The organism is Acidomonas methanolica (assembly GCF_004346035.1).
Classification (GTDB): Bacteria; Pseudomonadota; Alphaproteobacteria; order Acetobacterales; family Acetobacteraceae; genus Acidomonas; species Acidomonas methanolica.
This window is the reverse complement of the sequence record NZ_SLZN01000004.1, coordinates 125,311-137,873: the sequence shown is the minus strand read 5'-3', so window position 1 is coordinate 137,873 and position 12,563 is coordinate 125,311. Positions and strand designations below refer to the sequence as shown.

9 protein-coding genes are annotated in these 12,563 nt (G+C 70.5%); 5 read left to right on the top strand and 4 right to left on the bottom strand.

The genetic code is table 11. The features are described from left to right. Positions 1 to 27 precede the first annotated feature (27 nt). Positions 28 to 1,806 carry an ABC transporter ATP-binding protein gene (locus EDC31_RS05090; RefSeq protein ID WP_042060331.1) on the bottom strand — a complete coding sequence of 593 codons (1,779 nt, stop codon included), beginning with the start codon at positions 1,804 to 1,806 and terminating at the stop codon, positions 28 to 30. Here EDC31_RS05090 and EDC31_RS18360 point away from each other — a divergent pair. Then, a complete protein-coding gene (locus EDC31_RS18360; protein ID WP_261753743.1) occupies positions 1,805 to 1,930 on the top strand; it encodes a hypothetical protein in 126 nt (41 codons plus the stop codon). The two genes, EDC31_RS05090 and EDC31_RS18360, sit on opposite strands and share 2 nt — an antisense overlap. Before the next feature lie 39 nt (positions 1,931 to 1,969). Here the strand turns inward: EDC31_RS18360 and EDC31_RS05085 are convergent, their stop codons facing one another. The 3 genes from EDC31_RS05085 to EDC31_RS05075 form a co-directional block, all read right to left on the bottom strand. Then, positions 1,970 to 3,646, bottom strand: coding sequence for an alpha-keto acid decarboxylase family protein (locus EDC31_RS05085; RefSeq protein WP_042060334.1), 1,677 nt, complete (start codon positions 3,644 to 3,646; stop codon positions 1,970 to 1,972). A gap of 115 nt (positions 3,647 to 3,761) precedes the next feature. Next, positions 3,762 to 4,955: a CCA tRNA nucleotidyltransferase gene (locus tag EDC31_RS05080; RefSeq protein ID WP_042060338.1), complete on the bottom strand. Its 1,194-nt coding sequence runs from the start codon at positions 4,953 to 4,955 to the stop codon at positions 3,762 to 3,764. A gap of 4 nt (positions 4,956 to 4,959) precedes the next feature. Beyond that, positions 4,960 to 5,586 carry a DUF1285 domain-containing protein gene (locus EDC31_RS05075; RefSeq protein WP_341767853.1) on the bottom strand — a complete coding sequence of 209 codons (627 nt, stop codon included), beginning with the start codon at positions 5,584 to 5,586 and terminating at the stop codon, positions 4,960 to 4,962. Positions 5,587 to 5,682: 96 nt separating this feature from the next. Between EDC31_RS05075 and EDC31_RS05070 the strand changes: the two genes are divergently transcribed. Genes EDC31_RS05070 through EDC31_RS05055 form a run of 4 tightly spaced genes read left to right on the top strand, consistent with a single transcriptional unit; the run spans position 5,683 to position 12,494 of the window. Continuing rightward, positions 5,683 to 6,702 (top strand): AAA family ATPase, encoded by a 1,020-nt coding sequence (locus EDC31_RS05070; RefSeq protein ID WP_042060341.1) that lies wholly within the window; start codon positions 5,683 to 5,685, stop codon positions 6,700 to 6,702. A 2-nt stretch (positions 6,703 to 6,704) separates the two neighbouring features. After that, positions 6,705 to 7,631 carry a DUF58 domain-containing protein gene (locus tag EDC31_RS05065; RefSeq protein WP_239641712.1) on the top strand — a complete coding sequence of 309 codons (927 nt, stop codon included), beginning with the start codon at positions 6,705 to 6,707 and terminating at the stop codon, positions 7,629 to 7,631. Positions 7,632 to 7,647: 16 nt separating this feature from the next. Further along, complete coding sequence (locus tag EDC31_RS05060; protein ID WP_042060343.1) at positions 7,648 to 10,365, top strand: DUF4159 domain-containing protein; 2,718 nt, start codon at positions 7,648 to 7,650, stop codon at positions 10,363 to 10,365. After that, positions 10,362 to 12,494, top strand: a complete 2,133-nt coding sequence (locus EDC31_RS05055) for a VWA domain-containing protein (protein ID WP_132126933.1) — start codon at positions 10,362 to 10,364, stop codon at positions 12,492 to 12,494. Before EDC31_RS05060 ends, EDC31_RS05055 begins: the two co-directional genes overlap by 4 nt. Positions 12,495 to 12,563 lie beyond the last annotated feature (69 nt).

Sequence of the window (12,563 nt, the reverse complement as noted above, 5' to 3'; positions counted from 1 at the left end):
CCCGCCGCTCTGACAGAGGCAGCGCAGCTACGGGACCATCTCCAGCGACTGCATGCGCACCATCCGTGCATAGAGCCCGTCAGCGCCCAGCAGCGCCGCGTGCGTTCCCCGCTCCACGGCCCGGCCGCGCTCCATCACGACGATCAGATCGGCGGATTGCACCGTCGCCAGACGATGCGCCACGATCAGCGTGGTACGCCCCCGGCGAAGCGCCGCGAGAGCCCGCTGAATCTTGGCCTCGCTTTCCGCATCCAGCGCGCTGGTCGCCTCGTCCAGCAAGAGCAGCCGGGGATCACGCAGCAACGCGCGCGCCAGCGACACGCGCTGCCTCTGGCCGCCCGACAGGCGCTGCCCGGCCGGACCGACACGCGTATCCAGCCCGTCGGGCAGCGTCGCGACGAAATCCACCGCTGCCGCTTCGGCCGCCGCCTCCACCTCCGCCCGGCTCGCCGAAGGCCGCCCGATCCGGATATTTTCGTAGAGCGACATGTCGAACAGCATCGCTTCCTGACTGACATAGGCGATCGCATCGCGCAGTTCGCCCAGCTTCAGGTCGCGCAGATCGACGCCGTCCAGCCGGATCGCGCCCGTCGATACATCATGCAGACGCGGCACGAGCGACAGCGCCGTCGATTTTCCCGCGCCGGATGGCCCCACCAGCGCCACGGTCTGCCCCGGCTCGACCGTGATCCCCAGCGCCTGCAAGCCGACGCGCCCATCCGGATAGACGAACCCCACATCCTCGAAGACCAGCCGTCCACCGCCCGGCGGAAGCGGCAGGGCGTTCGCCCGTTCCGCCACGGCCGGCGGCGTGTCGATCACGCCGAAAACCCGCTCGAGCCCTCCCAATCCTTCCTGCAAGGCCGCGTTCAACGAGCCGAGCGCGCGCAACGGCCGCGCGGCGGCGAACAACGCGGCGATGAAGGCGGTGAAATCGCCGAGCGTCGCGCCGCCCATGGCCGCGCGCCAGCCCGCGAAGCCGAGCACCGCCGCGATCGCAGCCCCTCCCAGCACTTCCAGCACGGGATCGACCCGCGCCCGCCCGCGCGCGATGCGCAGAAAGGCCAGATGCAGCCGGTCGAGCGATTCCCCGGCCCGCTCGGCCTCGAAGCCTTCCATCCGGTAGATCCGCACCTGACGCGCAAGGGCGAAACTCTCATGCAGCAGCGCCGCCGTGGTGCCGATCTGCTCCTGCATCCCGCCGGACGCCCGGCGGATGCGCTTGCCCAGCCGCTGGATCGGCACGGCGGCGACGGGATAGAGCACCAGGGCGATGAGGCTGAGTTCCCAATCGGTATAGACCATCGAGGCGACGAGCCCGATGACCGTCACCACATCCCCCAGCGCATTGACCGCGCGGATCATGGCCTCGCGGATCGAGACGGCGTCCGTCGTGAAGCGCGCCGCCCATTGCGCGGGCGCCTCCTCCTCGATCCGGGCGATGTCGGCTTCCAGCGTGTGACGGAACATCCTCTGCTGAAGATGGCGGATCACCGCGAGGACGAGCGCCTGCACGGAAATCGCCTGCCCGTACTGGGCCGCCGCCTTCAGCCCCACCACAAGGATGACGAGCGCCGGAACCTGATAGAGAATGCGCGAATCATGGGCGGTGAACATGTCCACCGCCCGCTTGATGACCAGCGGGTACACCGCCGTCATCCCCGCCATCATGAGGGTGAGCGCCACCACGGCCGCCAGATGCCCGGGCAGGCGAAGAATCTCCTCGCGCCAGATTCGATGCAGCAGGAAACGCCCTTCCGCGGCGGAGGGGTCGATACGCAGGGAAACGGAGGAGGAGGCGCTCATGCTCCGCCTAGTAACGCCCCGCCGCCGCGTGGGGAAGGGCCGCCGGCGCGACGCCCTGCGTCAGCCGGGAGCGGGGCAGGCCGAAACCGCCTCCGCTTTCACCTTTCCCGGCTTCGGCGTCTGATACGCGGGCCGTTCCTCATGCGCCGCTCGACTACGCCGCTCAACGGGGCTGGGGCGGGCGGGCATTGGCCGCCGCCACATGCCTGCCCCAGGTGACGAGCGAGCGCGCGCAGTCGGTATGGGCGATGGCGCATTCGATCAGGGTCGGGCCCTTCCGGTTGGCCAGGGCTGCGGCGATCGCGGCTTCGAGTTCCGCGCCGGTCGCCGCCCGGAGGCCGAGCCCATGTCCCTCGCCCGCGTTGAAGACATCGATCAGTCCCGCGTAATCCCAGTTCTTGATCGCGTTATACGGCCCGTCATGAATGGCGCTTTCAATGACATAGCCGCGATTGTTGACGAGAAAGACGATGACGGGACACGCATATCGCACCATCTGCGCCACTTCCTGCGCGGTGAGCTGGAACGCGCCATCGCCGACCAGCAGCATCTGCCGCCGCTCCGGCGCACCCATGGCATTGCCGAACGCGGCGGGCACGGACCAGCCGATATGCCCCCACTGCATCTCCAGTTCGAGGCGTGCGCCGTTTGGCAGCGCCATACCCATCACGTCGAACCAGGCGGTGCCCGTTTCCGCCGTCAGGGTCGTGTCCGGCGTGAGCAGCGCCCCGATCTGACGGCACATCTCGTCATTGGTCAGCGGCGCATCCGGCGCGGCGGGAGCGATCCGGGACGGAGAAAACCCTGTCTCCCGCGCGGTCGCCGGGCGGGGCGGCGCGCGTTCGGCCAGTTCGGCGAGGAAGCACCCCAGGCCAAAACCTCCGAACGCCATGCCCCCGACCGTCACACCGTCCGGATCGGCCAGCAAAACGGTCTCGCCTTTCGGCCACGCGGTCCAGCCGACCGTGGCATAATCGTTGAACACGGGGGCGAGGCAGATCACCCCGTCCGCCGTTTCCACCAGCTCCCGCGCGCCGGGATCGCCGGCCTCGCCCCAATAGACGCCCCGGAAACCGGGATGCTGTTCCGGAAAATCCCCCTTCGCGGCGGCCATCACCGTGACGGCGCATCCGAGACGGTCGGCGAGCGCGATCGCCGCCTCGGCCGAACGGGCGGCGCGCAGCCTGCTGCCGACGAGCAGGACGACCCGCTCCCGCGGCTTCAGCCAGTCCAGCGTGGCGTCGAGCGCGGCGCGCAGGCTGGTCTCATCCGGCTCCGGAGAGGAGAAAAGCGAGGAAACGGGACCGGGCCGCACGCAGGCGGCGGTCGCCAGATTGCAGGCGATCTCCAGATAGGCGGGCTTGGACTCCCGCAGCGCGGTACGGATGACATGATCGATCTTCGCCGGAGCGGAGGCGGCGTCGGTGATGCTCTCGGCCGCGCAGGTCAGACGCCGCGCCATCTCGATCTGGTAGCTGTACTCCGTCCCACCCGTGGTATGATGCAGGATGTGGCCCGTGCCGTGATCGTTGGAATTCGGCGCGCCGGAAATCAGGATGACCGGGAGATTTTCGGCATAGGCCCCGCCGATCGCATTCAGGGCCGAAATCGCGCCGACGCTGAAGGTCACGACCGCCGCCGCCGCGCCGTTCGCGCGGGCATAGCCTTCCGCCGCGAACCCGCAATTCAGCTCATTGCAGCAATAGACCTGCCGCATGGCGCTGTTGGTCAGAAGCTGGTCCAACAATGCGAGATTATAATCTCCCGCGACGGCGAAGTGATGCTTCAGCCCGATCTGGGCCAGACGCTCCGCGAGATACATGCCAACGGTAAAGCTCATCAGGGTGGTCTCCGGTTGTCGGGCGCAAGGGACGTCTCCTCACAAGTCCGTGCATCCACGCATGCGGGGTGCGAGAAGGCAACCCTCGCCGGGTCCGGGCGGACCTCGCCTCGTTTCAGCCTTGTGCCACGACCTCATCCAGCCGCCGTAACGCGGATTCTCGGCCCGGCCGGCACCCTTCCTCGCGCCACCACGCCTCGACGCGGCGCAACGCGACCCCGACGCCGGGACCGGGCGCGATCCCGGCCTTGACCGCATCCTTGCCGGACAGAGGAAAAACCGGGCGCGGCATGGCCTCCAGCCGGGCGCGCAGCCCGTCCCACGCGGCGTCCGGCGCGCCTGACCGCGCGGCCTGACACAGCCAGAGGCGGTCCAGCAGCGTTTCGAGCGGCCAGTCGGCCCGCGCGCGGCGCAGATCGTCGTCGCTCGCCTCGATCGGGAGCGCCGCGCCGCGCATCGCCTCCAGCCGCGCGGCCTGAGCGCCCGAGAGCCGCAATCGCCGCGCCAGATCGGGCGCGTCGCAGAGCGCGCCCAGAAGCAGGATCGCGTCCGGCGGCCCTCCGGCGGCCACGAGCCGGTCCAGCAATCCGATGCGCAGATGCGCCTCCGGAAGCCAGCGCCGCAACACGCCCGCGTCGTCCATCGAACCGATCGCCCGCACGGCGCGGGGTCCGGCGAGAATACGCAGCAATTCGCCCGCCACGCGCTCCGCCGAGAGCCCGTCCACCAGCGCGGCCCCGGCCCGGATGGCCGCCAGCGCCGCCGCGTCCGGCGTTTCGCCGCCGAAACGCGCATCGAAGCGGAAGAAACGCAGAACCCGCAACGCATCCTCGCGAATCCGCGCGGCGGGATCGCCGACGAAACGGACGCGCCGCGCCGCCAGATCCCTTTGCCCATCGAAATAATCATGCAGCACGCCCGCGCGGTCGAGCGACATGGCGTTGATGGTGAAATCCCTCCGCGCCGCGTCCTCGCGCCAGTCGTCGGTCCAGACGACGACGGCATGACGCCCGTCCGTCTCCGCGTCGCGCCGCAACGTGGTGATCTCGTAAGGCGCGCGGTCGATCACCGCCGTGACCGTCCCATGGGCGAGCCCCGTCGGCACGACCTTGATCCCCGCGGCCTCCAGCGTCGCCTGCACGACCTCCGGCGCTTCCACGGTCGCCAGATCGACATCGTTCAGCGCACGCCCGGCCAGCAGATCGCGCACGCAACCGCCGACCAGCCGGGCATGCGGCAGGATGGCCCAGAGCCGGTCCAGCGCCGCACGGGCCGCAGGCGGGAGCGACGCGAGAGGCGACTCGCTCAAAGGATCAGGAACTCCGCCCCAAAGGATAGAAATGATCACCGCTCCACACGCCGAAACAGGACGTGCCGTTCACCTGCGCGGTGACGGCGAGCGCGGCCAGTTCATAATACACCGCCCGGGTGAGGCGGGCGAGAATGGGCCATTCGCCTTCCCCCTTGCGCACGACGACATAGGGAACCGGCGCGCTTTCCTCGCAACAGGGCCGATTCCAGTTCACCATCAGGGGATGCTCCGGGCCGACGCAGACCACCTCGTCGATATTGGTGCGCAGGCACAACGTCTGACGCCGCCCGCACCGGCCGCTGAATTCGAGCTGCACGGCGAGAAAAGGCGCGTCCTCGACCTGGATCGAGCCGCATTCCATCGGCGTTTCAAGCCAGTATCCGCCGTCGGCGTCGCGCGTCAGCATGGAGCCGAACAGGCAGACCATCGGCTTGCGCCGCACGGGCGTGCCGCGATAGAGCCATGTCCCGTCCCGTTTGATGAGAAAAGGCAGGACACGATCCCGCGAGGGCGCATGCGCCGGCGCCTCCGCTCCGGGCGCCGCCCGTGCCGCCGCGACGAACCCGCAAGGGCCGTCCGCCGCAGTCTCCACAACGCCGAAGGCAGCCCGCTCGTTCTCCTCCGTCACATCCGTTCTCCACAACCCGTTCAAAAAAACTCGTCATCGTTCAACTTGGGCTCGCAAGCGTCTTGATGAAACCCCTTAAACTGTCATCTTGGGAAGATGAGCCAGATCGACCCCTTTTCCCCCACGCCCGAAGATTCCGCCGCCGAGGACGCCCAGCGCGCGGATCGTCTCACCATCCGGCTCGCCGCGATCCGCGCGGCGATGGAACGGACGGTCTTCGGCCAGCCCACCGTCATCGAGCAGCTTCTGGTGACGGTCCTCTCCGGCGGCCACGCCCTTCTGGTGGGCGCGCCGGGCCTCGGCAAGACGCTGCTGGTCACGACCGCCGCCACGGTGCTGGGGCTGGACACGCGGCGGGTGCAGTTCACCCCGGACCTGATGCCGTCGGACATCACGGGCGCGGAAATCCTCGATCATGACGAGGAAGGACGGCGGGTCTTCCGCTTCGTCAAGGGGCCGATCTTCGCCCAGATGCTGCTGGCGGACGAGATCAACCGCGCCTCCCCGCGCACGCAATCGGCCCTGCTTCAGGCCATGCAGGAATATCGCGTGACGCAGAGCGGCGTGGAGCACGGCCTGCCGCGCCCCTTCCATGTTCTGGCGACGCAGAACCCGATCGAGCAGGAGGGCACCTACCCGCTGCCCGAGGCGCAGCTCGACCGCTTCATGCTCCGCATCCTTCTGGATTTCCCCGATTTCGACGCCGAACGGCAGATGCTGATCGCCACCACCGGCGTACCCGCGACGCCGCCGCCCGTGCTCTTCTCCGCATCGGAGCTGATCGAAGCGCAGGCGCTGGTGCGACGCCTCCCCGTGGGCGAGAAGACGCTGGAGGCGATCCTGCGCCTCGTGCGCGGCCTGCGTCCGGAAACCGCCGCAACGAAGGAGATCGCCGAGGCGCTGGCCTACGGCCCCGGCCCCCGCGCCGCACAATCCCTCATGCTCGCCTGCCGCGCCCGCGCGCTGATCGACGGCCGCCTCGCGCCCAGCCCGGACGACGTGGCGGCCCTGGCCGAGCCCGTCCTGGCCCATCGCATGGCGCTGAATTTCGCCGCCCGCGCCTCGGGCGTCCGCCTGGACGCGTTGATCGCAGGGCTGGGGCGGACGCTGCTCTGACCGTGTTCCGGCTGTTCGAGCGGCGGCGGAGCGAGACGGCGCGGGGCGCGTCCTCACGCATGCAGGAGGCCGCGAACGCTTCCGCGCGCGATCTCCTGCCGCCTCTGGTGATCGAGGCCGAGCGCATCGCGCGGCAGATCCGCATGGGCGTACATGGACAACGCCGCGCCGGAACGGGCGAGGATTTCTGGCAATACCGCCCGGCCGAGCCGCATGAGCCCGCCGCACGCATCGACTGGCGGCAATCGGCGCGCGGCGACACGTACTGGGTCCGCGAGCGCGAGGCCGAGGCGGCGCAGCAGATCCTGTTCTGGCGCGATCCCTCCGCCTCGATGGACTGGCGGTCCTCCGCGGCGTTGCCGACCAAGCGCGACCGCGCCACGCTTTGCACCCTCGCCCTGGCCGCCGCCGCGTTGCAGGGCGGCGAGCGCGCGGGACTGCTGACGGGGCCGGAAGCCGGGCGGCATTTCGGCGGCGTCCATGCCTTCCCGCGCCTTGCCGAGAGCCTGATGACCCAACAGGACGACGCCCCCGCGCCGCAGGCGACCCTCATGCGTCCCTGGGGTCATGCCGTTCTGGTGAGCGATTTCCTCTGGCCTCCCGAGCAGATGGAGTCGGTCCTTCGAGGCTTCGCCGCGCGTCCGGCGCGGCTGGAACTGCTCTGCGTCCTCGACCCCGCCGAACTCGCCCTTCCCTATAGCGGCCGCGTGCGCTTCGAGGGGCTCGAGGAGACGGCGGCGCTGACATTATCCGCCGTCGAAGATCTTGCCCCCGCCTATGACGCGGCCATGCGCGCGCATCTCGACGCGCTGCGCATCATCGCGGGCCGTCATCGCGCGGCGCTCACCCTGCACCACACGGACCAGCCGCCCCTGCCCGCCCTGCTCGCGCTTCACGCCCGCCTGACCGGCGGCAAGACGCTCGCCTGAGGGGCACGGGTCCGACATGATCTTCCTGACCCCCCTCGCCCTGATCGGGCTCGCCGCGCTGCCGCTGATCTGGTGGCTGATCCGCGCGACGCCGCCCCAGCCGCGCAGCCAGCGTTTTCCGTCGCTGCTCGTGCTGCGCGGGCTGCATGCGCGCCGGGCGGATACGGAGCGCGCGCCGCTCTGGCTGCTGCTCCTGCGCGTCGGCGCGGCGCTGCTGCTGATTCTCGGCCTCGCCCAGCCCGTCCATCGCCCGCGCGCCACGCCGGGGACGAGCGGCGGGTCGCGGCTGATCCTCGTGCTGGATGACGGCTGGGCCGCCGTGCCGCACTGGTCCGAGCGGCTTCGCGCGCTCCGTGCGCTGGGCGACCGCGCCTTGCGGGACGGACGTCAGGTGATGGTGCTGCGAAGCGCGCGCGGGCAGGATGGCGGGCTTCCCGACTCCTTCATCACCCGCGACGCCGCCCGGTTCGACGCCTTCGCCGGCCGCCTGCGTCCCGAATCCTGGCCGGTGGATCGCCAGGCGCTGATCGCGGCCCTGCACGGGCTTCCGGCGGGCGCCTCTGAGGTCGTCGTGCTGAGCGACGGCGTCGCGAGTCCGCAGGACGACGCCCTGCGCCGCGCCCTCGCGGCGCTCGGCCCGGTCTCCGACATGCGGTGGACGGGCTGCGACGTGGCGACACTCGGCGCGCGGACGGACAGCGCCGCGGCGCTCCGCGTGACCGTGAAGGCGCTCCCCTGCCCCGCCGCGCGGGTCTATTCCGTCCATGCGCGCACGGAGAACGGCGGCACGCTGGCGCTCCAGACCCTCGCCCTTCCGGCGGAACGGAACCAGGCGACGGCGGAATTTCCCCTGCCCGCCGTGCTGCGCAACCAGACGGCGCGGCTGACCCTGACCGACACCTCATCGCCCGCGCCGACAGGTCCGGGCGGGATTCGCCTGCTGGACGAAGGGGATCGCCGCCGTCCGGTCGGGCTGATCACGCGGCCCGGCGACGAGACGCCGCTCCTCGGCGCGGGATTCTTTCTCGCCCGCGCCCTCGGTCCGATCGTGGAACTCCGGCGCGGCGCGGTGGACAAGCTGCTCGCCTCCCCGCTTTCCGTGCTGATCGCTCCCGACGGCACCTTGACCCAGTCTTCCACGCGCGCGCGGGTGGAGGAGTGGGTGCGTCAGGGCGGCGAGCTGATCCGCTTCGCCGGTCCCGATCTGGCTCCGGGCCAGGAGGATGCGCAAACGCCGGAAGCACCCGCGACGGACCCGCTGCTCCCGGTTCCGCTGCTCGGGACGATGCGGCAGCTTGGCGGGCCGATGTCCTGGGGCAAGCCGCAGAAACTCGCGCCTTTCCCCGAAACCTCGCCCTTCGCGGGGCTGACGATCCCGGCGGAGGTGACGGTCTCGCGACAGGTGCTGGCCCGTCCCGCCGCGGATCTGGAGACGCATGTCTGGGCGCGCCTGGCCGACGGCACCCCGCTCGTCACGGCGGCGCCGCTGGGACATGGCGAGGTGGTGCTTTTCCATGTGACGCCGGGCGCGGACTGGTCCAACCTGCCGCTCTCCGGCCTGTTTCCGGAGATGCTCCAGCGCCTGGTGCGCCGTTCGACGGGATTGCGCGACGGAGGGACGGCGACGACCCTCGCGCCGGTCGCCATGCTCGACGCGGAGGGCGCGCTCGTGCCGCCGCCGCCCGGCGCGCGCCCGCTGGATGCGATGCGAATCGGTCATGTCGTGCCGAGCGCCGAGCATCCGCCGGGGCTCTACGGTCCGCGCTCGGAGCGCCGGGCGCTCAATCTGGGCGATTCCCTGCCGGATCTCGCGCCGGAGCCGTTGCTCGGCGCCCCCGTCGCGCCGGAAGGGGCGGCCGCCGACCAGCCGCTCGGGCCGCTGCTGATCGCGCTCGGGCTGCTGCTCCTTCTGGCCGATCTGGCGCTGAGCCTCAACCGGCGGGGCCTCCTCGCCCGCACCGTCGCGGCGCTGCTCCTGCTGGGATCGCTCCCGCAGACGCTTCATGCGCAGAACACGCCCAACGCCGTCCCGCAAGCCGCGCTGCAAACCCGACTGGCCTATGTGGTCACGGGGCATGACGATGTGGATCAGGCGGTCCGCGAAGGGCTGGAGGGGTTGTCGAAATATGCGACGGATCGCACCTCCGCCGAACTCGGCCCGCCGGACGGCGTGCATCCCGGCACGGACGACCTCGCCTTCTACCCTCTGATCTACTGGCCCGTCACGGCGGATACGCAGCCCGATCCGCGCCGGACGGCGGCCCTCAACACGTTCATGGCGCATGGTGGCATTCTGATGATCGACACGCTCGGCGCGGGGACGGAACTCGATCCGGACAGCGAGAGCGGCATGCGGGCGACCCTGCGCCGCGCGACGGAAGGGCTGAACGTCCCGCCGCTGACGAAGCTCGACGATCGCCAGATTCTCGCCCACACCTTCTATCTGCTGCATGATTTTCCCGGCCGCGTCGCCGGTCAGCCGATCTGGGTCGCGCGCCGCGGGGACGTGGCGCTGGACGATGTGAGTCCGATCATCATCGGCTCGGCGGACTGGGCGCATGCCTGGGCGATCGGCCCGGATGGTGGAACGCCCTATGCCGTCATTCCGGGCGGCGACGAGCAGCGGACGCTCGCCTATCGGTTCGGGGTGAATGTCGTGATCTACTCGCTGACCGGCAATTACAAGGCCGACCAGATGAAAGTGCCCGCCCTTCTGGAAAGAATGGGCCGATGACGTCCGGTCTCGCCCTTTCCTTTCCAACTCTCGGCTTCGCGCCGCTCCTGCCGCTCTGGGCGCTCGGCGGGATCGCGCTCCTCGCCACGGCGCTGAGCGTCTATGGCGCATTGCGGCGCGCGCCGGGTCTGCTCTGGCGGCTCGGGGCGATCCTCGTCCTGCTGCTCTGGCTCGGCGGACCGCGCCTGCTGCATCCCGTGTTCCGGCCCGAGCCGCAGGACGCGCTGCTGGTGGTGGATCACTCCCCCTCCATGGATCTGCGCGGACGGGCATCGCTGGCGGATGCGATCGCCGCGCGGCTGAAGGCGGAGGCCGCCCGTATTCCCGGCCTGACGCTGCATGTCGTCACGGCGCAGGGCGGCAAGGGGCAGGGCACGCGGCTGTTCGACGCGATGGATCAGGCCGATCTGCCGCAGGGGCGCTTCGCGGGCGCGATCCTCGTCACGGACGGGATGGACCATGACGTGCCCGCCGCCCTGCCCCCGCGTTTCCGGGCGGCGGACGGATCGACGCTGCCGCTGCATGTGCTGCTGACGGGCAAGGGCGAGGAAACGGACCGGCGGCTGACGATCCTTCAGGCCCCGCCCTTCGCCATCGTCGGCCAGACGGCGACGGTGCGCGTGCGAATCGACGATCTGGGAACGAGCGGCAGCCATTCCGCCAGCCTGACCATTCGCGAGGGCAACGCGCCGCCCCGCACGGTGACGGTCCGCACCGGCGTGCCGCAGGACATTGCGGTGCCGATCACGCGGCCCGGGCCGATGCTCGTCGGGCTGTCCGTCTCTCCGCTGACAGGCGAGGTGTCGGAGCTGAACAACCGCGACGTGGTGCGGATCAACGGCGTGCGGGACCGGCTGAAGGTCCTGCTCGTCTCCGGCACGCCGAATCAGGGCGAGCGCGTCTGGCGCTCCCTGCTGAAATCCGACCCCTCCGTCGATCTCGTGCATTTCACCATCCTGCGGCCGCCCGACAAGGATGACGGCACCCCGCTCTCGGACCTCGCGCTCATTCCCTTTCCGATCAAGGAGTTGTTCCAGGACCGTATCCGGCAGTTCGACCTGATCATTCTCGACGGTTTCCGCAACACCGGCATCGTGCCGCTGGAATATCTCGAAAACATCGCCGATTACGTGAAGGGCGGCGGCGGCCTCCTGCTGACGGCGGGACCGGAATTCGCCGAGGAAGGCTCGCTGGAAAACACGCCCCTGGAGGCGGTTCTCCCGGCCCATGTGCCGCAGGGCGGGGTCGAGGTCGCCCGCTTCACGGCGGACCTGACCGCTCTCGGGCGGCGTCATCCCGTGACGGCCGGGCTGCCTGGCGCGCCACAGGGGAGCACGCCACCCGGCTGGGGGCCGTGGTATCGCGCGCTGCGCTCGGACACGCATCAGGGCGAGGTGCTGATGAGCGGTCCTCAGGAAATGCCGCTTCTGGTGCTGAACCGCGTGCAGAAGGGGCGCGTGGCGCTCATCCTGTCGGACCAGATGTGGCTCTGGTCGCGCGGCGAGGGCGGCGGCGGCCCGCAGGCCGAGTTGCTCCGCCGCCTCGCGCACTGGCTGATGAAGGAGCCCGAGCTGGAGGAAAACCAGCTTCAGGCCGATATCGAGAACGGAACGCTGACCGTGACGCGGCGGAGCGCCGGAGCGGAGACGCCGCCGGCCGCCATCGTCACCTCTCCCGACGGCACGCATCAGCCGCTGGCCCTGACGCGGCGGGGAGACGGGTTGTACACCGGCGTCCTGCGTGCCGACGGTTCTTCCGGTCTTTCGCCCGGCATCTGGCCCTATGGCATCTGGACGGTGCGCGACGGCGATCTCACCGCCTTCGCCGCGCCGCAGGCGAGCGACCCGGTCGAACGACAGGATCTCCGCGCCACGGCGGAGCGCCTCGGTCCCGTCGCCCGTGCAAGCGGCTCGGCCCCGCTCTGGATCGGCGCGGCGGCGGACGCGCCCGCCCTGCGTCAGGTCGCCGCCGGGGACGCGGTCAGAGGGTCGGGATGGATCGGCCTGCCGCGCCGCATGGCCCGCGCCGCCGCCGAGCTTCGCCCCACCGCTCTTCTGCCCGCCTGGGCGGCGATGGCGGCAGCACTCGCCCTGCTCTTCATCGGCTGGCGGCGCGAGGGGCGGCGCTAATCAGGACTGTCCGGATGGCGGTCGTGTCGCCGTCTGAAGTTCCACACACCCGCGCAGGAATCCGCGGCG